This is a genomic window from Flavobacterium sasangense DSM 21067 (assembly GCF_000686885.1).
Lineage (GTDB): Bacteria > Bacteroidota > Bacteroidia > Flavobacteriales > Flavobacteriaceae > Flavobacterium > Flavobacterium sasangense.
Genome location: NZ_KK366034.1, coordinates 41,050 through 65,892, shown reverse-complemented (window position 1 = coordinate 65,892; position 24,843 = coordinate 41,050). Strand labels below are relative to the sequence as shown.

The following is a 24,843-nucleotide window of genomic DNA, read 5'->3' as shown; positions in this document are numbered from 1 at the left end:
TAGTAAGAATGAACAATTTTAATCAAATAATACAGCAATACAAAAACGATACAGAGAGTGTTTATAATACTTGGTTTGTTGACAATGACCAACGGTTAAAGGCATTCAGAACTATCCGCCGCGGAATTATTCAGGTTGTTGAAGATATCAAAAACAAATCATTCCCAAACGATTTTAAAAATAGCAGCTTAGAATTTGTACTGAATTGCATTGCCGAGCAAAAACAGGTATTTGTTGGGGTTTCACATCCTTTTTATTGGAAACCAAAACTCCGAATTCCTGATATCTATGAAAATCAAACCAATAAAATTGCTTTTGGCCAATTCTTAGAAAATTGTATTAACGCAAAAAATGAAGAACAGGTACTTAAAGAAATTGTTAAACTGGACGAATTACGCATCAAAGGATTGGGGCCGGCCGTTGCCAGTATTTTGTATTTTTTGCACCCAACGTGGTTTCCTCCTTTCAACACGGCAATTGTAAATGGTTTTAATTTTTTATTCAAGGATAAAAAAAAATTGGGGAGCTGGAGTGAATACTTAAAAATTAGAGAGACACTACTGGAAACAAATTCAAAATTCAAATCGGAACTATCCAATGATTTAGGTGCAATCGCAGGATTGTGTTTTGAAATTGGGACTCAAAAAATGCTAATAGGAAATGATGATTATCTGAGTGAAGAAGAGCGTCATAAATTCGAAAAAAACATAGTAAAACGCCAAAAAGAAATTATCGAAGAAAAAAAAGAAGATAATCTGCATAGTGAAATGCAATACCATCTATTGAAAATTGGGGCATCATTAGGATTCGATGTTACACCGGCAAGTAATGATAAAAGCAAAGCTTTCAACGGACAAAATTTTTCTTTTATCTCTATAAATAAATTCCCTGAATTACCTTGTGACAAAGACACTCAGAACACCATCAAACTCATAGATGTTTTATGGTTTGAAAAAGGAACTGACAACATTATCGGAGCATTTGAAGTAGAAAAAAGCACTAGTATTTACTCTGGGATTTTGCGTCTTTCAGATCTTTATTTCAGTATTTCTGATGGTGATGAAGTATTTTATATCATAATCCCTGACAGTCGCGAAAAAGATGTCATTCAGCAACTCAATAGACCTGTTATAAAAAATTCAAAAATGAATATTAAATACATTCTCTTTTCAGAACTAAGAACCAATTGTGATGCAATTTGCAAATTCGGTACAGACCATTCGATCATGGATAAAATAGCAAAAACAATTTAATAACTCAATGATGAAGCTACACATTAAAAATATGGTATGCAGCCGCTGCAAGATAGTAGTAAAATCTGTATTTGAAAATATGGGCATCAATCCTGTTTCAGTTGATTTAGGTGAAGTTGAATTGAAAAATGACATTCAGGAAATCCAAAAAAACGAATTATTAAAAAAGCTTCATGCTGTAGGCTTTGATTTGATTGATGATAGGAAAAGCAAAACTATCGATAAGATTAAAACATTGATTATTGATTTGGTTCAAAATAAAAACAATCATTTAAAAACAAATCTATCCGAGTTTCTATTCCAAGAGCTACACCAAGACTATAATACCTTGAGCAACCTCTTTTCCGAAGTAGAAAACACAACAATTGAAAAATACTTCATTAATCTGAAAATTGAGAAAGTAAAAGAGTTGATCATCTATGATGAATTATCCCTAAGCCAAATAGCTTACTCTTTAAACTATAGTAGCGTTTCACATTTAAGTAATCAATTCAAAAAAGTAACCGGCTTTTCACCAACACACTTTAAGAATATAAAAACCATTAAACGAAAGCAAATCGAAGACTTATAAATCTTGCAAATCAAACCCAAAATTTTGCAAATACAAAAAGCAGTTATGATAGAAATTTGTATTAAAATAATATAAAAAATGATACATACTTACAGCATTACCGGAATGACTTGCGATGGTTGTCGCTCTAAAGTCGAGAAAGCATTGAATACTATTGATGGTATTGAAGCAAAAGTTTCATTAAGCCCACCAGTGGCCATAATTACTATGGACAAACACATTCCAACATCAAAGTTGCAGGAAGCACTGACGACTGTTGGAAAATACACCATAGAAATGAGCAATGATAAAACTACAGAAGATACTACAACTAATGAATCCGCTGCAAAGTCATGTTGTTCTACTCATGAGCATAATTATAAAAAAGAGGCTGTTATACCAACCAACGCCGCTGGTAAATATTATTGCCCAATGCATTGCGAAGGCGAAAAAGTCTATGACAAAGCGGGCGATTGTCCTGTGTGTGGAATGGATCTAGTCAAAGCACCTGAACTAACCGTAAACAAGACACTATATACTTGTCCAATGCATCCCGAAGTAATTAGTGAAACTCCGGGTTCCTGTCCTATATGCGGTATGGATTTAGTACCAATGGAACCAAGCGAAAGCGAAGACCAAAGGACTTATAAAGATTTGGTTAAGAAAATGAAAATAGCAGTTGTGTTTACAGTTCCCATTTTCGCCATTGCCATGATTGAAATGGCACACAATAATCCTTTATTGCAACTAATGGATGCGGACAAATGGAACTGGGTACAGCTTATTTTATCTCTTCCTGTTGTTTTTTATGCCTGTTGGGTATTTTTTGTCCGCGCCTGGAAATCAATTATTACTTGGAATCTGAATATGTTCACACTCATCGGAATTGGAACGGGAGTGGCATTTTTATTTAGTTTAGTCGGAATGTTTTTTCCGGATATTTTTCCAAGTGAATTCAAAACAGAACACGGAACTGTATTATTATACTTTGAAGCAACAACAGTTATTCTGACTTTAGTTTTGTTAGGACAATTACTCGAAGCAAGGGCACACAGCCAAACCAGCGGAGCTATCAAAGAATTATTAAAACTTGCGCCAACTGAAGCTACTTTGGTTATTGATGGCGGTGATAAAGTAATATCAATCCACGACATCAAAAAAGGCGATTTATTGAGAGTAAAACCCGGAGATAAAATTCCTGTTGACGGTAAAATAACCGATGGGGAAAGCAGTATAGATGAAGCCATGATTACTGGTGAGCCAATACCGGTTGATAAAAAGAAAGGCGATAACGTAATTTCCGGAACAATAAACGGAAACAAATCATTTGTGATGATAGCCGAAAAAGTAGGTTCCGAAACCTTGCTATCTCAAATCGTGCAAATGGTAAATGATGCCAGTCGTTCACGAGCTCCAATTCAGAAATTAGCAGATAGTATCTCCAAGTACTTTGTGCCAATTGTGGTCATTATATCGGCAATAACCTTTTTTGTTTGGGCAAAATTTGGTCCCGAACCAGCATTGGTGTATGGCTTTATAAATGCTATTGCTGTATTAATTATAGCCTGTCCTTGTGCTCTGGGTCTGGCAACTCCCATGTCAGTAATGGTTGGTGTTGGCAAAGGAGCACAATCAGGCGTTTTGATAAAGAATGCTGAGGCTTTAGAGAACATGAATAAGGTTAATGTTTTAATTACCGATAAAACAGGAACCATCACCGAAGGAAAACCATCTGTCGAAAAAATTTATGCATCCAATAACAACGATAGTGACTTATTGCAAAGCATTGCTTCCTTAAACCAATATAGTGAACATCCATTGGCACAAGCTGTGGTAATTTATGCCAAAACAAAATCCATTTCTTTAATCGAAGTAAAAGATTTTGAAGCCGTTGCCGGAAAGGGTGTTATAGGAACAGTGACTAATAAAAAAGTGGCATTAGGCAATAAAAAACTAATGGAGCAAGTCAAGGCAACAGTTTCTGACGATTTAGAAAACAAAATAATTACCGAACAAAAATTAGGTAAAACGGTTTCATACATAGCCATTGATGGAGTTGCTGTTGGTTTTGTATCAATTACAGATGCTATTAAAACTTCTAGCAGAGACGCAATAAAAGAATTAATGCAACAGGGTGTCGAGGTAATCATGATGACTGGTGACAATGTTAATACAGCCAAAGCAGTTGCTGATGAATTGGGATTAACAACTTATAAAGCAGGATGTTTACCCGAAGACAAACTCAAAGAAATTAAAAAAATACAAGCCGAAGGCAAAATTGTGGCCATGGCAGGCGATGGTATAAACGACGCACCGGCATTAGCCCAAGCTAATATTGGAATTGCAATGGGAACTGGAACAGATGTCGCTATAGAAAGTGCCAAAATAACTTTAGTCAAAGGAGATTTACAAGGCATTGTAAAAGCTAAGAATTTAAGCCATGCTGTTATGAGAAATATTAAGCAAAATCTATTTTTTGCCTTTTTCTATAATGTATTGGGAGTACCAATCGCAGCTGGAGTTTTATATCCTGTTTTCGGTATTTTACTATCTCCTATGATTGCAGCTTTAGCAATGTCTTTCAGCTCTGTATCCGTAATTGTAAATGCATTAAGATTAAGAAGTTTAAAACTCTAATAAAAAATAATAAAAAGAATGAAAATAGCAAATAATATAGATAAATTCGGAACAATTGGTATGTTCTTCACAGCAATATTTTCACCTTGTTGCTTTCCACTTTTTGCATTTGCAGCATCTGCTTTAGGTTTAGGTAGTTTTGAACTTTTTGGCGGATGGACGATGTGGATTTTTCAAGGTATGGTTCTAGTTTCTGTTATTGGTTTTTTTCTTTCCTATCATAGGCATAAAAGTCTATATCCTTTATTAATAGCAATTCCAAGTACATTGGTCATTTTTTACAGCTATTATTTTTGCAATAATGATTATCAAGTATATTTTTTATATGCTGGTATGTTTGGGCTTCTTATTGCTACAATAGTTAATTATTACAGAAATAAACTTCATAATGGTTGCGACACATGTACCATCTACAATGGTAAATTAGTAGAACTAAAATCAAAAATTACATGCCCAAATTGCGGTCATAAAAAAGAGGAAATAATGCCTACAAATGCCTGCGAGTTTTTTTATGAATGTGAAAATTGTAAAAAAAGATTACGTCCATTAGAAGGGGATTGTTGTGTATACTGTAGTTACGGAAGTGTAAAATGCCCGCCAATTCAAGTTGGAACTGGTTGTTGTTAAAATATAAAATATTACTTATGAAAATTAAATTATCAATTCTTATAGCATTTACTACATTAAGTATAACTGCTCAAAATATAGTACGTTACGATTTATATGTTCGCGATACAATTGTCAACTATTCTGGAAAAGAAAAAAGAGCTATTGCGGTGAACGGTCAAATTCCAATGCCAACCTTAACTTTTACAGAAGGCGATATTGCCGAAATTTACGTACATAACGAATTAAATGAAACTACTTCGTTGCATTGGCACGGATTATTTTTACCTAACAAAGAAGATGGAGTACCGAATTTAACCCAAATGCCCATTCAACCTGGCACAACGCATAAATATACATTTCCCATCATCCAAAACGGAACGCATTGGTATCATTCACACTCAGGATTACAAGAACAAATCGGAATGTATGGTATGTTCATTATGAATAAAAAAGAAAACGATCCTACTTTTAGAAAAGGTATCGATGATTTACCAACTGTTCCAGTAATTTTAAGTGAATGGACCGATTTAAAACCCGAAAACATTCATCGAATGTTACACAACGCAACCGATTGGTTTGCCATCAAAAAAGGCACAACACAAAGTTATGCGGAAGCTATTAGGCAAGGTCATTTCAAAACAAAAATTGCCAACGAATGGAAACGAATGAACGCAATGGATGTAAGCGATGTATATTATGACAAGTTTCTAATTAATGGTAAAAATGAAAACCAATTATCGCAATTTAAAGGTGGTGATAAAGTTCGATTGCGAATAGCAAATGGCGGTGCTTCATCTTATTTTTGGTTGACTTATGCTGGTGGAAAAATTACTGTAGTTGCCAGTGATGGTAACGATGTTGAACCAGTTGAAGTTGATCGATTATTGATTGCAGTATCAGAAACCTATGATGTTATTGTTACAATTCCTGCCGATAATACTTCCTACGAATTTTTAGCAACTCCAGAAGATAGAACTAAATCAACTTCATTATACATTGGCAATGGCATCAAACAATTGATTTCACCCTTGCCAAAATTAAAATATTTTGAAGGGATGAAGATGATGAACGACATGATGAAAATGAACGGTGAGTTAGACGATATGGGAATGAGCATGTCTTTAAATCAAATGGATATGAACGTAGTTATGTATCCCGAAATTACTGGAGAAGCTGATAATAAAAAGAAAGAACAAACACCAAAGGCAGCAAGCCATCAAGAACATTCAAAACATAATAAGTATGATGCTAATGCATTGGCGAACATCACCACATTGAATTACGCCATGCTTAAAGCTACCGAAAAAACAACATTACCAAAAGATGCACCAGTAAAAGAACTTCGTTTTGAACTTACGGGAAACATGAACCGTTATGTGTGGAGTATGGACAATAAAGTGATTTCAGAAACCGATAAAATTTTAATTAAGAAAGGCGAAAATGTTAGAATTACGCTCTACAACGGTTCCATGATGCGCCATCCCATGCATTTGCACGGACATGATTTTAGAATCATTAACGGACAGGGCGATTATGCTCCTTTAAAAAATGTTATGGATATTATGCCAATGGAAACCAACGTAATTGAATTCAATGCCAATGTAGAAGGCGATTGGTTTTTTCATTGTCACATTTTGTACCACATGATGGCGGGAATGGGCAGAATTTTCACCTATGAAAATCAAGAACGCAATCCATTAATTCCTAATCCAAAATTAGCCCAACGCAAATTATTTGCTGATGACAGAGCTTTTCACATCATGGCTGAAAATGATTTTGCTACTAATGGAAACGATGGTATGGCAATGGTACAAAATACTCGTTGGAGTTTAGGAGCAGAATGGCGTTTAGGCTATCATGATATGCACGGTTATGAAGCAGAATTCCATTTAGGAAGATATATTGGAAAAATGCAATGGTTAATGCCCTTTATCGGTTTTGATTGGCGTTACCGAGATATGGAAGGAGAAGTAGAAAAAAATATATTCGGACAAAAAAACACTAAAGACCACAGAGCCGTTTTAAGTGCTGGTTTTGCCTATACCTTACCTATGTTAGTACAATTCCAAGCTGAGGTGTTTCAAGATGGAAATCTAAGATTGCAATTAATGCGAGAAGATATTCCTGTTTCCAAACGATTACGAATGGGGTTCATGGTCAATACTGATACCGAATACATGTTAGAAGCACGATATATTCTAAAACGAAATCTCAGCCTAAGAACTCATTATGATAGCGATATGGGATTCGGATTCGGGTTGAATTTAAATTATTGATTTTAAAATTAGTATATGAAATACAGCATTACGCTAAGATTTTAGACAAGAAAATTAGTGAGGATATGCAAATATTGAAAGCAAAATTCAATGCTAATACGCAAACTCAAAGTAAATCAGTGAATTACTAAAATTTTGAGAATCTTGTAATATTTTTAGTATTTTATTAGCAATAATTTTAATAGATTTTAGTTTAATTTGACAAACTAAAATCTATTTTTTTATGATAACAACTATAAAAAACAATTCTTTGGTAGATTTTGAACACGAACTTTCTTTAATCCTTAACACTTATTCAGATGAAGTAGAAAAAGCAAAAAAGATTATTATTTTCATTGAAGACGTTTTAAAGCAGTTAACCGACTGGCTTAAACATCATGTCTTCGAAACCATCCAAGAAGAAATCAAATTCTTCAAAGAAATCAAACCCAACATTGTTGCTAAACTTATTTTCTATAAAGAAATACTTTTACTAGTTGCGACACTTCCCTTGGATAAGAACAAGAGAGTAAAACATTATGAAAAAAAGGTAGATGCAATCAATCATTTCCACAGAAGGAATAGAGAATTCATCAAATACATTAAAAGCCAATCCACCCATTTTGATGAATTGTATTTTTCCAGGAAACAGTATAAAGACATATTTTTAAATGATTGCTCCGTGATTATTCATGATGCTAAAATATGTACGTCTCATGATTATTTACTTGCTGAAGTAATTGCTTATGAATTATTAGCATTACACATCGAAAACCGAATTGATAATTTAAACCAATCGTGTGCAATCACCAACAATCAATTCCATTCCAATCTACACTGGACAGCCAAAAAAATCGATTTAATCGAACTAATTTATGCGTTACACGAATTTAACGTTTTTGATAATGGTCAAGCTGATATCAAAGAAATCACCCACGTTTTTGAAAAAGCATTTCAAATCGATTTAGGAGATAACATTACCAGAAGCTTTATCGATATCAAAAACCGCAAAACAGATCAAACCCGATTTTTAAATCAGTTGCAAGCTGCATTGGAATCCAAAATCGAAAATGATTTAAATTAAAAACAACGAATTCCACTCAAAAAGTATAAAAATCGTTCCCAAGTTGGTACCAACTTGGGAACTTTTCTTTTTCAAATGCAATTGTTTTGTACCAAATAACTTCAAAACATAGCATTATGAACTTCAATCACAAAGCCCTGTTCCCAGAAACAGACAACATCGAATTACTTAACCACCAAATGGTAACGAAACGAGATTTGCTAAACTTTGGAAATCTATTACTACGAGAAATCAAAAATTCCACAACAAAATCAAAAACATCTGAAGCTTTACCAAAACCTTGGCTCAAATCAGCCGAAGTCCGTGAAATCCTAAAAATCTCCCCAGGCACTTTACAAAACCTCCGCATCAATGGGACACTTAAATACAAACGCATAGGCGGAATCAATTACTACAACTACGAGGACATCGTAAAAATGTTAGAAAAGTAATATGCAAGAAAACACAAACACCTGTAACGGCACTTGTGAAGTTTGCACCTGCAAATCGAAAATTGATTTTGTCATTTAAAGCTTGCCGAGAAATCTCCTGCATAGCAGGATTAATCTTGAACAAGATTCAAGCTGAACTAGTCACTAATTACTATTCACTAATCACTCAATTATGAACTACATCAAACACCTAACCGGCTTCTTCGAAAAAGTAAGCGTCGATTACGACCTCAACCCAACCCACATAAGCCTCTACATGGCCATATTCCAATTATGGAATCAAAACCGCTTTCAAAATCCAATCAGCATTTCGCGAGACGAACTTATGCGTATTAGCAAAATTGCATCTACAGCAACCTATCACAAATGCATGAAGGATTTAACGGATAGAGAATACGTGATTTACAAACCATCATTCAACCCGTTCAAAGGGTCAATTTTGGAAGTCTGCAACTTGGATTTTTACACCAAACCAGTTCCGAAAAAAGAACTAAAAAAGCGTGCAACCAAGTCAAAAAATGACCAAGTCATTGAACAGGTTAATGAACAGGTTACTAAACAAGCTCTAAACAAGCATCAAACAAGCTCTAAACATGTACCTTATATAAACAATATAAACAATACAAACATTATAAACATAGCTAAGCAAGAAAATTTAAAAAATGAAAAAAAATTAATTTTTACAAATTCAATTTTTGATGAGGTTCAAGAATCGGATTTAAAAGTTGAAAAAGAAAAAGAAAAAAAGTTGCGCGAAAAAAAGAAAAATATTGGTGAAGCTGCTTTGTCATGTCGAGCGCAGTCGAGACCTCCAAAACCCACTTTGGAAGAAGCTCAAATCTACTTCCTTGAAAAAAACTTTCCTGAAGTTGAAGCACAACGGTTTTTCAATTATTTCGAGAGTAACGGCTGGCTAGTTGGTGGCAGAACCAAAATGAAAGATTGGAAAGCAGCGGCAAGAAATTGGATGCTTAACACAAAGAAGTTTGGAAACAAACCGAATAATTCTGTTAGAACAGAAACCAAAACAATAAATCTTAATCCAAACCACCTTCACGTAACAAATCAAAAAAACTATGGAGAAGCACTTTAACACTATCAAAGACACTTTCGTTATTCAAAACGGAATCAAAGTCTACAACTTCAACTGGTGCTTAAACTACATCGAGTACCAGGGCAAACTCATCTACGGTCGTTATTTCAAAATTGAAACCATTGACCACCAAACCATTCTCAAATTGGTAATTTATGCCATTCGAGACGAAAAAAAGGCTTTAGAGCTCGATTTAGACCTCAATAAAGGTATTTTGTTATCGGGACCAATTGGATGCGGGAAAACGTCAATTATGGCGTTAATTCGACCATTTTTTTACCACAAACACGACTACAAAATCAAAACCTGCAGAGAAATATCTTTCGAATTCGCAAAAAATGGCTTCGAATCACTCCATCATTACACCCAAAAAGAGCACACGCAATCACGTTTAACCGGCTACTGTTTCGACGACTTAGGAGCCGAACAAAACATCAAACACTACGGCAACGACCTCAACGTCATGGCAGAAATCATCATTTCACGCTACGAAGATTTCGTTCAAAATCAATCCATCACCCACATCACCACAAACCTCTCCGCCAGCGAAATAGAAGCCCTCTACGGCAACCGCCTTCGATCAAGGATGAGGTCAATGTTCAACCTAATCACCTTCAACAATGAATCCAGGGATAAAAGATAAAATTTTCAATGATAATGAAAATGATTGTGTCATTCCGAGTGAAACTAGGAATCTCCTGCAAAGCAGGCATTCTCTTTTAAGCGCAGCTTAAATGCACCCAGACAACCGACAACCGACAACCAAAAAAAATCCGTCAAACCCGCGCTTAAAAATCCGCTTCATCCGCGTGCCAACTAAGTGCAACGTAAAATCCGATAAAAATGAACAAACAACTAAACCCTCGCCAAATAAAAACCATCCAAAACTTCTGGAACTGGTTCCAAGACAACGAACAAGCCATCTACAACGCTTGCAAACTAGAAATCAACAAAGACGAAGTACTCTTTCACCTTCAAAGAAACCTCAACTACGTTTCCAAAAGAATTGAATATTTCATTACAAAACACCCACAAGATGAAAACAAATTAAAAGTCTTTTTAACAGCTCATGGCTACAGAAAACTATTCCCAAAAATGAAAGCTTTGGAAGAAAATATTCCCATTTTAGAATTCTTTTCAATACAGGTATATATAATACCATTTAACACGCAAGAGCCAACAATTCCTTACAATATGGTAGAAACAATCAAAAACACATTTATTAAATTAGAAGATTATAATACAGTAACCAAAAAAATAATTTTAACGTTGTATTGCCATGAAAAAATCATGCAGCTGAATATTAAAAAAGTAGAGCGACATGCATATCTTTTATTACTATTCACACTCGGCGAAGTCAAATACAAAAAACACATCTATGACTTCAATTGCGAAGTAATGCCTCAAAACACAAACGGCTTATTATCACTCTCCGAACTCCCAGAATTCATAGACTATCTCGCAAAAATCAATTACAGCAGAAAAATAAAAATCTTCTTTGAATGAGTTTAGTGTTGTAAGTGATTAAAACTTTTATTGTCAGTTTTTATATGTTTAATTTGATTTCAATATTTAATCATTTTGTTAAATATTTACTAATACATTTTGTATTAGATAATTATAACTATCTTTGTTAACCAAATGGTTAAACTTAATAGTTAGTATGATGTCCACAGAAGAAAAAATATTTGAAGCAGCTTTCAAAGTGTTTCAAAGTAAAGGGTTTACAGGTGCAAGAATGCAAGAAATAGCCGATGAAGCTGGAATAAACAAAGCGATGTTGCATTACTTTTTCAGAAGTAAAGAGAAATTATTCGAAGCTGTTTTCTTGAACGCCTTTGGGAAATTAGCCCCACAAGTCAACGAGATTTTTAATTCGGAAGACCCCTTATTTGAAAAAATAGAAAAGTTTGTTCATAGTTATATCTCTTTTGTGATGGATTATCCTTTTCTACCACAATTTATTATACAGGAAATGAACAACAATCCCGAGTTTGTAGCTAAATTTCTAAAAGATGAAAAACGTCCCAATCCTTCTAAATTATTGAAACAAATTGAAACGGAAATCGGCTTAGGCATTATTAAGCCAATTTCACCTAAACAATTGCTCTTGGATATTTTCGCCATGACTGCTTTTCCTTTTGCCGCACAAAATCTTGTGAAAGGAATTATTAACATTTCTAATGACGAATTCTTTCAATTAATGGAAGAACGAAAAATCCACATCTCGGAACAAATTATCAACGCAATTAAAAAATGATGAAAAAGTTCGTTTACATACTCTTATCCCTTTTTTCAATCCCTTTTTGGGCTCAGGAAAAAATAACGCTTGAAAAATGTTATGAATTAGTTGAAAAGAACTATCCATTGGCAAAACAAAACCAATTGTTACAAAGTCAATCTGAATTGCAAACCAATATTCTGGAAAAAGAAAAACTGCCAAAAATTGCCTTAAACGCACAAGCTACGTACCAATCGGAAGTAACGCAAGTTCCTTTTTCTATGCCAAATGCAACGATTGAACCTCTAAACAAAGACCAATACAGAGCCACTTTAGATGTAAATCAACTCCTTTACAACGGCGGTGCTATTAAAGCGCAAACCCAACTCAAAGCATCACAAATAAAAACGCAACAAAAACTTGTTGATATCAATTTGTACCAATTAAAAAACTTAGTCAATCAGTATTATTTTGGACTCTTATTGGGTCAAGAAAAAGAAGAATTATTATTGACGAAACGAAAGTTACTTCAAGAAAAAAGTAAAGAAATACAAGTTGCCGTAAAATTTGGAGCGGTTTTACCTGCATCAGAACAAGTGATAGAGGCCGAAATCATCAAAATCAACCAGCAAGTAAATGATGTGAAATACGACCAACTCAAACTTTGGCAGCACTTAGAAGAACTTTCAGGAACCGCATTCAATACGAATGCAAAGTTGGCAATTCCTGAAAATTTCTCTTCAATTAACGATGTTAACCGCCCAGAATTAGAGCTATTTGAATTACAAAAACAACAAATCGAGGCATCTCAAAAAGTAATCGCTACGTCCAATGCGCCAAAACTAAACGCTTTTTTACAAGGTGGTTACGGAAATCCTGCCTTGAACATGTTAAACAATTCATTTGAAACTTTTTACATGACGGGAATAAAATTAAATTGGACCTTATTTGATTGGAACAAAACAAAAAAAGAAAAAGAAGTACTGGAAATTTCAAAACAAATCGTTGCTTCTGAAAAGGAAACATTCGAAGTAAATCAAAAAAGACAATTACAAGAAATCAATTTTGAAATCGAAAAAATGGAAACCCAACTAAAATCGGATAAAGAAATTATTCAATTACGAGAAAAAATTGTTCGTTCAGCTGAAGCACAAATGAAAAACGGAGTAATCACTTCTTCCGATTATTTAAATGAAGTTACCCAACTTTTCGAATCAAAAATCACCGAAAAAACACATCAGATTCAATTGCAATTAGCCAAAGCGAATCATCAAATAATAAAAGGAATTTAAAGCATACATCATGAAAAAAATAGGAATTCTTCTTACAGCAATTATATTTATAAGTTGTAATAAAAACAACGAAAAGGCAGATGCTTACGGCAATTTTGAAGCCACAGAAATTACAGTTTCTTCTGAATCTAATGGAAAAATAGAGTTTTTAAATGTGGAAGAAGGCGCGCAACTTAAAAAAGGATCGTTAGTAGGTTTGATTGATACACTGCAATTGCATTATAACCGAGAACAACTCAAAGCTTCTATTGAAACGGTTCAATCCAAATCGACTTCCGTGTTGTCGCAAATAAATGTTTTAAATGAACAACTAAAAACGGCTAAAATCGAGCAAACCCGAATCCAAAACATGTACGCCGAAAATGCCGCTACCAAAAGACAAATTGACGAAATTGACGGAAAAGTAAAAGTCATCGAAAAACAAATCAGCAGTGTACAAACACAAAATGCACCAATTTTAAACGAAATAAAATCAATTAAAGTCCAAATTGAAAAATTAGACGACCAAATAAAGAAATCAAAAATCACCAATCCAGTCCATGGAACCGTTTTAACGAAATACGCAGAACCTTCTGAAATCACAGCTTTTGGGAAACCTTTATACAAAATCGCCAATTTAAACGAAATGGAATTACGCGTCTATGTAACCGAAACCCAATTGGCACAAATCAAAATCGGACAAAAAGTTACAGTTGCCATTGATGCGGATAACGATACTAAAAAATACGAAGGCAATATCACTTGGATAAGCGCGCAAGCCGAATTTACTCCAAAAGTTATCCAAACCAAAGAAGAAAGAGCTAATTTGGTGTACGCCGTAAAAGTAGCGGTGAAAAACGACGGAAGTTTAAAAATAGGAATGCCAGCAGAAGTTTGGCTAAAATAATAATAAATCAATACCTCTAAAACCATGAAAAATTCAAATGTAAAAATGCTGCTTTTTAGTACCATTGCAGTGTTAGCCCTTTCTTGTAACTCAGGTTCGAAAGAAACAGAAAAAAACAACGAAACACCAACTGAAACAACAGTTAAAGCGGAACACCATCACGACGAACACGAAGCAATAGTCTTAAACAACGGCGAAAAATGGAAAGTCGATGATAACATGATGGAACACATTCGCAACATGGAAAAAGATGTAACCGCGTTTGCTGGTAATTCAGATAAAAATTATGCGCAATTGGTAACAAATTTAAAAACCAATCTTGATTTACTAACCTCAAACTGTACCATGAAAGGACAAGCGCATGATGAATTACACAAATGGTTAGTACCATACATTGAGTTAGTGGATAATTTAGAAAAAGAAGCTTCAGAAGCTCAATTCAAAGCAATACAAGATTCTTTTACAACCTTTAATCAGTATTTCCAATGAATTTAATCAACTTACATTCAAGTGATAAACCCGTTCAAACACAAGTGTTGTTTGAGCCTACGGAAAATAAAGTTATTGCTTTACAAATTGCTAAAAATGAACAATTGAAAGAGCATGTTACTAAAGTTCCAGCACTATTGGTTTGTATAAATGGAGACGCTACATTCAGTAATGAAAATAGGGAGAAAGTCCATTTAAAATCAGGTGATTTTATTAAAATTCCAGTTGATGTAAAACACTGGGTTGACGCTCACGAACTAAGCAATTTTCTATTAATTAAATAGACGAATCACTTTTTACTTTTCACTTCTAACCATACCCCATGAGTATTTCCGTTAAAAATATTTCTAAAAAATATAAGACCGTTCTTGCACTACAAAACATCACGTTTGAAGTGCAAGAAGGCGAACTTTTTGGTTTGATTGGACCTGATGGTGCAGGTAAAACAACGCTTTTTCGTTTGTTGACTACATTATTGATTCCAAATGAAGGTAGTGCAACGGTAGCGAATTATGACATAGTAAAGCAAGTGAAAGAAATACGAAATTCGGTGGGTTATATGCCAGGAAAATTCTCGTTGTATCAAGATTTAACCATTGCGGAAAACTTAGTTTTTTTTGCCACAATATTCGGAACAACCATTGAAGAAAATTACGATTTGATAGAAGATATTTATGTACAAATCGAGCCATTTAAAAACCGAAGAGCGGGGGCATTATCAGGTGGAATGAAACAGAAGTTAGCCTTGTGTTGCGCACTTATCCATAAACCAAAAGTGCTATTTTTAGACGAACCCACAACCGGTGTTGACCCTGTTTCTAGAAAAGAATTTTGGGAAATGCTAAAACGCTTGAAACAAAAAGGCATTACCATTTTAGTTTCCACACCCTACATGGATGAAGCCAGTTTGTGCGATAGAATTGCACTTATTCAAAAAGGAAAAATCCTTAAAATCGATTCTCCCGATGCCATTGTGAAAGCGTATGAAAGAACAATCTACGAAGTTGCAACCAATCAAATGCACCAATTGATTTTGGATTTAAAAGAGTTTCCTTCGCAGTACAGTGTGTATGCTTTTGGCGAATTCATGCATTACATCGACAAGAACGATACTTTTGAAACCGAAACCTTACGAGCCTATTTGCACAAAAAAGGACATCAAAACATAAGCATTCGAAAAGCAACCGCAACTATTGAGGATGTTTTCATGGATTTATAAAATGAAAAGCAAATGGAAAGTGTACAAGAGAAAATCATTATCGTAGAAAATCTAACCAAACAATTTGGCGACTTCACTGCCGTAAAAGGCATTAGTTTTCATGTGAATAAAGGCGAAATATTTGGCTTTTTAGGAGCCAACGGTGCCGGAAAAACGACAGCAATGAAAATGTTGATTGGGATTTCCAATCCAACGGATGGCACAGCTAATGTCGCAGGTTTTGATGTGCATACGCAAAGCGAAGAGGTCAAACGAAATATCGGTTACATGAGTCAAAAATTCTCCATGTATGACGATTTAACGGTGAAGGAAAACATTACTTTTTTTGGTGGCATTTACGGTTTATCGCGAAAGCAAATTAAAACAAAAACAGAAGAGCTGATTGCGGAATTGCAATTGGGCAACATAACTAAAACTAAAGTAGGTGATTTACCTTTAGGCTGGAAACAAAAATTAGCCTTTTCAGTAGCCCTATTGCACGAACCTAAAATTGTTTTTCTAGATGAACCCACTGGCGGCGTCGATCCAATAACGCGAAGACAATTCTGGGAATTAATTTATGCTGAATCCAATAAAGGCACAACAATTTTTGTCACCACGCACTACATGGATGAAGCCGAATATTGCAATCGGGTATCAATAATGGTGGACGGTGTCATTGAAGCATTGGACACCCCAAAAAAATTAAAAGAGCAATTTCAGGTCAATTCTATGAACGAAGTCTTCTTGAAACTAGCCCGAAATATCGAGTAACAATAACCTGAAACTTGAAACAAAAAAATAAATGAAACGATTCATAGGTTTTATTAAAAAGGAATTTTATCATATTTTTCGTGATAAACGCTCGTTGTTTATCCTTTTTGGCATGCCTGTTGCCCAAATTCTGTTGTTTGGATTCGCTATTACTAATGAAATCAACAATGTGGACATCGCGGTTTTGGATTATGCCAGAGACACCGAATCGCAAAAAATAATCCAAAAGATAAAAGCCTCAACTTACTTTCATGTAGAAAATGAAATTTTAAACGAAAAAGCCATTGAAGGAGAGTTTAAAAAAGGAAAAATAAAAGCGGTTCTGTTATTTGAAAAAGATTTTGCCAAAAAATTACAAACCGAAAAAAAAGCTACGGTTCAAGTCATTACCGATGCCACCGAACCCAATGTAGCCAGCACCTTTGCCAATTATACACAATCGATTATCCAAAATTATCAAAACCAAAAAAGTACGGTTCAAAAAAGTAATGGAGTTATCATACAAAGTCGCATGTTGTATAATCCAGAATTAAAAAGTGTCTTCAACTTTGTTCCTGGTGTCATGACTGTAATTTTAATGTTGGTTTCCGCAATGATGACGTCAATCTCCATTACAAGAGAAAAAGAATTGGGTACCATGGAAATCTTATTGGTTTCACCTTTAAAACCGTTTCAGGTAATTTTAGGTAAGGTGTTTCCTTATGTTTTTCTCTCGATTATCAATGCAATAGTGATTGTTTCCATGGGATATTTCATCTTTGGAATGCCCATTAACGGTAGTGTTTTCTTATTGGCTTTCGAAAGTATTTTGTTCATTATCACGGCACTTTCATTGGGTATTTTAATCTCAACAATTTCTAATACGCAACAAACCGCCATGATGATTTCGTTGATGGGATTGATGCTTCCGGTGATTATTCTTTCAGGGTTTATCTTTCCAATCGCTTCTATGCCGTTGCCTATGCAAGTTATCAGTAACATCATCCCTGCCAAATGGTTTATCATCATTGTAAAATCCATTATGCTGAAAGGCGTAGGCTTAGAATATATTTTCAAAGAAACCTTAATTCTAGTGGGAATGACTTTGCTTTTCATCGGATTGAGCATCAAAAATTACAAAACCCGTTTGGAATAAATACATCAACCATGAAAACAATTCTATTCATCATACAAAAAGAATTCAAGCAAATTTTCAGAGATAAAAGCATGCTGCGTCTGATTTTTATACTGCCTATTCTCCAACTTTTAATTCTTTCTAATGCCGCAACTTTTGATGTAAAAAATATTCGGGTAACACTAGCTGATTATAGTAATTCTTCATCATCTCGTGCTTTGATAGAAAAATTTAAGGCAAATGCATATTTTTCGCAAGTAGAAAAGGTATCAAATACTAATGAAGGTATCGAACGATTAAACAAAGGAACAACCGATGTCGTCATCGAAATTCCAAATCAGTTTGAAAAACAATTGCAAAACGACAACACTACACAAATTCAAGTCTTAATCAATGCCATCGACGGAGCTACCGCAGGCGTTCAAAATGTATACATTACCCAAATTGTGCAATTGTTCAATCAAAACATTCAGGTAGAAAACAAACAAGTAATTAATGAGCAAATAATTCCAAACCGTATCGAAACCATTCCTTCGTTTTGGTACAATAGTACACTCAATTACAAAACGTTTATGGTGCCAGGGATTTTAGTGTTACTGGTTACGATGTTAACTTTATTTCTTTCGGCCATGAATATCGTAAGAGAAAAAGAATTGGGAACACTAGAGCAAATCAATGTTACTCCAATTAAAAAACACCAATTCATCATTGGAAAATTATTCCCTTTTTGGATATTAGGATTAATAATCTTAACAGTAGGATTACTTATTTCAAAAATCGTTTTTAATGTACCAATGTTGGGTAACATCCTGTTAGTGTATTTTTTCACCGCGATTTATCTCTTACTAATTTTAGGCTTCGGCTTATTCATTTCCAATCATACCGAAACCCAGCAACAAGCGATGTTTATCGCGTGGTTTTTCATGGTGATTTTTATTTTAATGAGTGGCTTATTCACCCCTATCGAAAGCATGCCAAAATGGGCTCAAAACGTCACATTACTAAATCCGATTCGTTATTTTGTAGAATTCATTCGCATGGTCTTGCTAAAAGGAGCAGGTCTTCAGGAAGTGTTACCAAATTTAGCCATCATAACTTTTTTCGCCTTTGCCATTAACGGATTTGCCGTTTGGAGTTACAAAAAATCAAATTAAAATTGAGTTAAATCCTCAAAGATTATTTTTTCAACTACAGCAGAAAACTAAAAATCTTCTTCGAATGAGGAAAACCGTACAGAATTTCATAAAACCGTACGGTTTTCCGTATGACCATTCAAAAGATTTATGTTACTTTTCGAAAAAAAATAATATTCAGTTTTTAAAATTGGTAGCTTTTCAAGTTGTGGAGGTGTGAAAAATTTCCTATGTTTGAGTTCTTGAAATTTTGTAGTAAAAAGTAGCAATTAGATTTATTTGACCTCAAAAATAAATGCTAATACAGAGCTAGTTAAACAAAAAATCATAGCATTTCAATACAGTGAAAAATACCAAACAAGCAGTTAAATTGCCTCAAATTAAAAACAAACAAATATCAAATTAGAATGACCAGAGAACAAGAACGCGATGAATTGCACAGAACCATATGGCAAATAGCGAATGATTTAAGAGGAAGTGTAGACGGATGGGATTTTAAATCATATGTACTAGGCATATTATTTTATCGCTTTATTTCTGAAAATTTAACAAGTCACATCAACAAAGCGGAATGGGAAACCGGAAACAAAACCTTCGATTACGCTAAAATTTCCGACGATGAAGCCGAGCTAGGTAGAGAAGACACCGTAAAAGAAAAAGGGTTTTACATCTTACCTTCGGCATTGTTTCAAAATGTGCAAAAAAACGCAGATGGAAACCCGGATTTAAACGTAGAATTACGAAATATTTTCAAAGAAATCGAAGCTTCTGCTAAAGGAACAGATAGCGAACCTGATTTAGCAGGTCTTTTTGATGACGTTGATGTAAACAGTAACAAACTAGGCGGAACCGTTGAACAACGCAACAAGCAATTAGTGAAAATTCTAAATGCAATTGCGGGGCTTAAACTAGGTAATTACCAAGACAACAATATAGATGCTTTTGGTGATGCTTATGAATATCTAATGACTATGTATGCCAGTAACGCAGGAAAATCAGGAGGTGAGTTTTTCACACCGCAAGAAGTTTCTGAATTATTAGCAGAAATTACGGTTGTAGGAAAAAAGCAAGTAAATAAAGTATATGATCCAGCTTGTGGTTCGGGTTCGTTGTTGTTAAAGTTTGCTAAAGTGTTAGGAAAAGAAAACGTAAGACAAGGGTTTTACGGACAAGAAGTAAACATCACTACGTACAACTTGTGCCGTATCAATATGTTTTTGCACGACATTAATTTCGAAAAATTCAACATTACACACGGCGATACGTTAACCGACCCAATGCATTGGGACGATGAACCATTCGATGCCATTGTATCTAATCCACCCTATTCTATCAAATGGGAAGGCGATGCCAATCCGTTATTAATTAACGACCCACGTTTTGCACCTGCTGGTGTTTTAGCACCAAAATCGAAAGCCGATTTAGCGTTTACCATGCACATGTTATCTTGGTTAGCAACATCAGGAACAGCTGCCATTGTAGAATTCCCAGGAGTTTTATACCGTGGCGGTGCGGAACAAAAAATTCGTAAGTATTTAATTGATAACAACTATGTGGATGCGGTTATCCAATTACCACCCGATTTATTCTTCGGAACCACCATTGCTACATGTATCATTGTGTTGAAGAAAAGTAAAGCCGATAATGCTACGTTGTTTATTGATGCCTCTGCCGAGTTTGTACGTGGTGGAAACAAAAATAAAATAACCGACGACCAACGCAAAAAAATCTTAAACGCCTTTATTGAGCGTAAAGACATCGACCATTTTGCAATGTTAGTGCCTAATCAGTTAATTGCAGAAAACGATTATAACATTGCCGTAAGCAGTTACATAGAGCAAGAAAACACAGAAGAGGAAACCAACATCAAAGAACTCAATACGCGTATTGCTCAAATTGTAAAACGCCAAAGCGAACTCCGCACAGCTATCGATGCTATTGTGAATGATTTAGAAAGTATTAGTTAAGCCATGAGTAAAAAGATATCAGACAACAAACTACAGTTGCGCTCTTCGGCTGCTGAATATTTAACATTTATTGCTGCTACGGGCGAAAGCAATGTAAATGTTATTTATGCCGATGAAAACATTTGGCTGTCGCAAAAAATGATGGGTACACTGTATCAGGTAGAAACGCATACCATTAATTACCATCTAAAAAAAGTTTTTGGAGATAATGAGTTAGATGAAAATTCAGTTGTTCGAAATTTTCGAATAACTGCCGCAGACGGTAAAACCTATAACACACAACATTACAACCTTTCGGCTATTATTGCTGTGGGGTATAAAGTCAATTCAGAGCGTGCCGTGTTGTTTCGTAAGTGGGCTACACAAATTGTACAGGAGTTCACCATTAAAGGTTTTGCCATGGACGATGAGCGTCTGAAAAACGATGGTACTATTCTGGGCAAACAATATTTTGAAGAACAATTGCAACGCATACGCGAAATACGTGTAAGCGAACGCAAATTCTATCAAAAAATTACCGATATCTACAGTACTGCCATTGATTATGATGTAAAAGCCACCAGCACCCAGCGTTTTTTTGCCACGGTACAAAACAAACTGCACTGGGCCATACACGGTAGCACGGCTGCCGAAGTAATTGTAAACCGTGCCAATCATCAAAAAGAAAATATGGGATTAACTACGTGGAAGGATGCACCAAACGGAAAAATTCAAAAATTTGATGTAAACGTTGCTAAAAACTATCTTTCTGAAAAAGAAATGCAACAATTACAGCGTTTGGTTTCGGCGTATTTAGATCTTGCCGAAGATATGGCACTACGCCAAATACCCATGACTATGGAAGATTGGGAAACCCGTTTAAACCGATTTATTGAAGCTACCGACAGAGCCGTGTTACAAGATGCCGGCAAAGTAACTGCCGAAATTGCAAAAGCCCATGCCGAAACCGAATTTGAAAAATACCGTGTGGTACAAGACCAATTATTTGAAAGCGACTTTGACAAAGAACTCAAAAAACTAAGCCAAAAGGAAGACAATAATGAATAAAATAGAACAATTAATACAAAAGTACTGTCCTAGAGGTGTTGAATTTATTGAAGTAGGTCAGATTTGTGATATAAAGACAGGAAAAGGTATAACAAAAAATGATGCTGTTGATGGTGGATTGTATCCTATCATAAGCGGTGGTAAACAGCCAATGGGGTATTATAAAACCCATAATCGAAAAGCAAATTGTGTAACAATATCAAGAGTTGGAGCTAATGCGGGTTTTGTAAATTTTATTGATATTGATTTTTATCTAAATGATAAATGTTTTTCAGTTTTATTCAAAGAAGAAAATAATGTTCCAAAATATCTATTTTATTATTTAAAATCAATTGAAGATAAAATAAAAGAGTTACAAAGTGAAGGTGGTGTACCAACAATAAATACAAGTAAAGTTACAAATATAAAAATCCCCATCCCCCCACTACCTATCCAACAAGAAATAGTAACCATACTAGACAAATTTACCGCGCTGGAGGCGGAGCTGGAGGCGGAGCTGGAGGCGCGTTCGCGCCAATATGAGTATTACCGTAATCAACTATTAGCTTTTGAAGATAGAGATGTAGAGTGGAAAGCTTTAAATGAAATTTCTGTAAACTTAGATTCGAAAAGAAAACCAGTAAAAGGTGGAAGCCGTGAAAAAGGAAGTATTCCCTATTACGGAGCTTCTGGAATTGTAGATTATGTAAAAGATTATATTTTTGATGGAGATTATCTTTTAATTTCGGAAGATGGTGCAAACTTATTAGCAAGAAAAACTCCAATTGCATTTTCTATTAGTGGTAAAACTTGGGTTAATAATCATGCTCATATTTTGGAATTTGATAATTATGCGACTAGGAGATTAGTTGAGTATTATCTAAACTCAATTGATTTAACTCCATTTATTTCAGGTGCTGCACAACCTAAATTAAATCAGCAAAATTTAAACAAAATAAAAATCCCAATTCCCTCTTTAGAAGAACAAGAACGCATAGTAAACATCTTAGACCAGTTTGATGCTTTGGTCAATGATATTAAAACCGGTTTACCAGCAGAAATAAAAGCCAGAAGAGCACAATATGAGTATTATAGAAAAAAATTGCTTACTTTTAATAGAGTAAATTAACAATTAAAAAAAATAATTGATTCAAGTGGTTAGTAATAGTACCCAGTTGAACTTTAAAATGCAATTAGCGTAATTAAAGTGCAGTGACAAAATAGTAACTAAAAGTTATGGAAAAAGAAAATGCAATAAAACTTTTTGAAGACAAAAAAATTCGTTCTGTTTGGGACGAAGAGCAAGAAGAATGGTATTTTTCGATAGTAGACATAATTGAAATACTAACGGATAGTACTAACGCTACTGATTATTTAAAAAAATTGCGTAAACGAGATGCACTGCTTGGCGATTACATAGGGACAAATTGTCCCCAGATAGCAATGACAACCACAACAGGAAAACAGCGAAAAACATTAGCGGCTAATACAGAACAATTATTTAGAATTATTCAGTCGGTACCTTCCAAAAAAGCAGAACCTTTCAAATTGTGGTTAGCACAAATAGCAAAACAACGATTAGATCAGTTACAAGACCCTGAATTATCAATAGAACAAGCCATGACCGATTATAAGCGTTTGGGCTATTCTGATAATTGGATAAATCAACGTCTCAAAAGCATTGAAATACGCAAAAATCTTACAGACGAATGGAAACGACTTGGACTACAGGAAGGAATAGCTTTTGCAACACTAACAGACATTATTTACAAAACTTGGGCTGGAAAAACGGCAAAAGAGTACAAGAAATTCAAAAATTTAAAAAAAGAGAATCTTCGAGATAATATGACCAATAAAGAGTTGATTCTTAATATGCTTGCTGAACTCTCAACAAAAGAAATTTCAGAAACAGTTAATCCTTCAACATTTCCAGAACACGAAAATGTTGCCAAACGCGGAGGTGCTATTGCTAAAGAAGCGCGTTTAAAACTGGAAGAAGAAACAGGTAAAAAGGTAGTGAGTCCTTTAAATGCAAAAAATATCATAGCACTCCAAAATAAAAATGATGATAACAAAAACAAATAATTCTAAATAAGAAACTATTGGAAATACCTAAAAGCCAAATTAAAGAAAGAAAACAATCAGTTGGTTAGTAATACTACCCAACTGAAACTTAAAATAAGATAAAAAGTAAAGAGAGCATATTCAAATAACATGAACAGAATAGGTTATGTTTACATAATGACAAATAAGAATAGAACCACACTGTACATTGGGGTTACAAACAATTTATGTCGTAGAATTTATGAACACAAAAACCATCTAATTAAGAACGCATTTACAGCCAAATACAATCTGGAATATTGTATCTACTTTGAAGAATTTCAATATTTTGATTTAGCCATTCAACGTGAAAAAGAACTCAAAAAATGGAACCGTCAAAAAAAAGAAGCACTCATCAACAAGAAAAATCCAGAATGGAAAGAAATAGCAACGGAAAAAGGAATAGTACAAAACAACACACCATACACACAACAAGTAAAAGAATTAATGAACGAATTATTAAATCAAACAAAACAGATTCCTCCCGATGATCGGAAGGACTAAAAAGTAAATTCACAACCGCTTGAGCAATGGCTCCGCCATTACTCAAGCCCACGTTCTTATTATATAAAGTGTCATTTCGAGCGAAGCGAGAAACCTCCAAGTGATTCTCCAACGATTGTCATTTCGAGCGAAGCGAGAAACCTCAAAGATTGTCATTTCGAGCGAAGCGAGAAACCTCAAAGTGATTCTCCAACGATTGTCATTCCGAGCGAAGCGAGAAACCT

Annotated in this window: 24 protein-coding genes and 1 pseudogene; all 25 read left to right on the top strand. The window is 34.6% G+C overall.

What is annotated here, in order from left to right; translation table 11 throughout:
• Positions 1–8 precede the first annotated feature (8 nt).
• Complete coding sequence (locus tag BP92_RS0114965; RefSeq protein ID WP_026726772.1) at positions 9–1,253, top strand: hypothetical protein; 1,245 nt, start codon at positions 9–11, stop codon at positions 1,251–1,253.
• A 10-nt stretch (positions 1,254–1,263) separates the two neighbouring features.
• Positions 1,264–1,824, top strand: coding sequence for a helix-turn-helix domain-containing protein (locus BP92_RS0114960; RefSeq protein ID WP_026726771.1), 561 nt, complete (start codon positions 1,264–1,266; stop codon positions 1,822–1,824).
• Between the two features lie 78 nt (positions 1,825–1,902).
• Complete coding sequence (locus BP92_RS0114955) at positions 1,903–4,440, top strand: heavy metal translocating P-type ATPase (RefSeq protein ID WP_026726770.1); 2,538 nt, start codon at positions 1,903–1,905, stop codon at positions 4,438–4,440.
• Positions 4,441–4,458: 18 nt separating this feature from the next.
• Positions 4,459–4,797, top strand: a pseudogene (locus BP92_RS17405) (MerC domain-containing protein); the annotation flags it as partial.
• Positions 4,798–4,848: 51 nt separating this feature from the next.
• Complete coding sequence (locus BP92_RS17400; protein ID WP_026726769.1) at positions 4,849–5,067, top strand: GDCCVxC domain-containing (seleno)protein; 219 nt, start codon at positions 4,849–4,851, stop codon at positions 5,065–5,067.
• A gap of 17 nt (positions 5,068–5,084) precedes the next feature.
• Positions 5,085–7,325 carry a multicopper oxidase domain-containing protein gene (locus tag BP92_RS0114945; protein WP_026726768.1) on the top strand — a complete coding sequence of 747 codons (2,241 nt, stop codon included), beginning with the start codon at positions 5,085–5,087 and terminating at the stop codon, positions 7,323–7,325.
• Positions 7,326–7,548: 223 nt separating this feature from the next.
• Positions 7,549–8,388, top strand: coding sequence for an RteC domain-containing protein (locus BP92_RS0114940; protein ID WP_026726767.1), 840 nt, complete (start codon positions 7,549–7,551; stop codon positions 8,386–8,388).
• Positions 8,389–8,504: 116 nt separating this feature from the next.
• Entirely contained in the window at positions 8,505–8,819 is a 315-nt protein-coding gene (locus tag BP92_RS0114930; RefSeq protein ID WP_051604505.1) for a helix-turn-helix domain-containing protein, read from the top strand.
• Between the two features lie 172 nt (positions 8,820–8,991).
• The gene (locus tag BP92_RS0114925) at positions 8,992–9,912 is read left to right on the top strand and encodes a hypothetical protein (RefSeq protein ID WP_026726765.1); all 921 of its coding nucleotides are present in this window, start codon (positions 8,992–8,994) and stop codon (positions 9,910–9,912) included.
• On the top strand, positions 9,896–10,555 hold the full coding sequence (locus tag BP92_RS0114920; RefSeq protein ID WP_026726764.1) for a hypothetical protein: 660 nt from the start codon (positions 9,896–9,898) through the stop codon (positions 10,553–10,555). The genes BP92_RS0114925 and BP92_RS0114920 overlap by 17 nt, the downstream gene beginning before the upstream one ends.
• A gap of 200 nt (positions 10,556–10,755) precedes the next feature.
• Positions 10,756–11,418: a hypothetical protein gene (locus BP92_RS0114915; protein WP_026726763.1), complete on the top strand. Its 663-nt coding sequence runs from the start codon at positions 10,756–10,758 to the stop codon at positions 11,416–11,418.
• 157 nt (positions 11,419–11,575) lie between these two features.
• On the top strand, positions 11,576–12,172 hold the full coding sequence (locus tag BP92_RS0114910; protein ID WP_026726762.1) for a TetR/AcrR family transcriptional regulator: 597 nt from the start codon (positions 11,576–11,578) through the stop codon (positions 12,170–12,172).
• Positions 12,169–13,425 (top strand): TolC family protein, encoded by a 1,257-nt coding sequence (locus tag BP92_RS0114905; protein ID WP_245598389.1) that lies wholly within the window; start codon positions 12,169–12,171, stop codon positions 13,423–13,425. The genes BP92_RS0114910 and BP92_RS0114905 overlap by 4 nt, the downstream gene beginning before the upstream one ends.
• Before the next feature lie 10 nt (positions 13,426–13,435).
• Positions 13,436–14,311: an HlyD family secretion protein gene (locus BP92_RS0114900; protein ID WP_026726760.1), complete on the top strand. Its 876-nt coding sequence runs from the start codon at positions 13,436–13,438 to the stop codon at positions 14,309–14,311.
• Positions 14,312–14,335: 24 nt separating this feature from the next.
• On the top strand, positions 14,336–14,800 hold the full coding sequence (locus tag BP92_RS16520) for a hypothetical protein (protein WP_051604503.1): 465 nt from the start codon (positions 14,336–14,338) through the stop codon (positions 14,798–14,800).
• Positions 14,797–15,084, top strand: coding sequence for a cupin domain-containing protein (locus BP92_RS0114890; RefSeq protein ID WP_026726759.1), 288 nt, complete (start codon positions 14,797–14,799; stop codon positions 15,082–15,084). Before BP92_RS16520 ends, BP92_RS0114890 begins: the two co-directional genes overlap by 4 nt.
• A 38-nt stretch (positions 15,085–15,122) precedes the next feature.
• Positions 15,123–16,019 carry an ABC transporter ATP-binding protein gene (locus BP92_RS0114885; protein WP_026726758.1) on the top strand — a complete coding sequence of 299 codons (897 nt, stop codon included), beginning with the start codon at positions 15,123–15,125 and terminating at the stop codon, positions 16,017–16,019.
• Positions 16,020–16,031: 12 nt separating this feature from the next.
• Positions 16,032–16,772 (top strand): ABC transporter ATP-binding protein, encoded by a 741-nt coding sequence (locus tag BP92_RS0114880; protein ID WP_026726757.1) that lies wholly within the window; start codon positions 16,032–16,034, stop codon positions 16,770–16,772.
• A gap of 31 nt (positions 16,773–16,803) precedes the next feature.
• Positions 16,804–17,907: an ABC transporter permease gene (locus tag BP92_RS0114875; protein WP_026726756.1), complete on the top strand. Its 1,104-nt coding sequence runs from the start codon at positions 16,804–16,806 to the stop codon at positions 17,905–17,907.
• Positions 17,908–17,918: 11 nt separating this feature from the next.
• Complete coding sequence (locus tag BP92_RS0114870; protein ID WP_026726755.1) at positions 17,919–19,040, top strand: ABC transporter permease; 1,122 nt, start codon at positions 17,919–17,921, stop codon at positions 19,038–19,040.
• Positions 19,041–19,426: 386 nt separating this feature from the next.
• Entirely contained in the window at positions 19,427–20,986 is a 1,560-nt protein-coding gene (locus BP92_RS0114860; RefSeq protein ID WP_035693610.1) for a type I restriction-modification system subunit M, read from the top strand.
• A 3-nt stretch (positions 20,987–20,989) separates the two neighbouring features.
• Complete coding sequence (locus tag BP92_RS0114855; protein ID WP_026726752.1) at positions 20,990–22,033, top strand: virulence RhuM family protein; 1,044 nt, start codon at positions 20,990–20,992, stop codon at positions 22,031–22,033.
• Positions 22,026–23,141 carry a restriction endonuclease subunit S gene (locus tag BP92_RS0114850; RefSeq protein WP_026726751.1) on the top strand — a complete coding sequence of 372 codons (1,116 nt, stop codon included), beginning with the start codon at positions 22,026–22,028 and terminating at the stop codon, positions 23,139–23,141. The genes BP92_RS0114855 and BP92_RS0114850 overlap by 8 nt, the downstream gene beginning before the upstream one ends.
• A gap of 107 nt (positions 23,142–23,248) precedes the next feature.
• Positions 23,249–24,097, top strand: coding sequence for a BRO-N domain-containing protein (locus tag BP92_RS0114845; protein WP_026726750.1), 849 nt, complete (start codon positions 23,249–23,251; stop codon positions 24,095–24,097).
• Positions 24,098–24,226: 129 nt separating this feature from the next.
• A complete protein-coding gene (locus BP92_RS16515) occupies positions 24,227–24,619 on the top strand; it encodes a GIY-YIG nuclease family protein (RefSeq protein WP_084329800.1) in 393 nt (130 codons plus the stop codon).
• Positions 24,620–24,843: the final 224 nt, after the last annotated feature.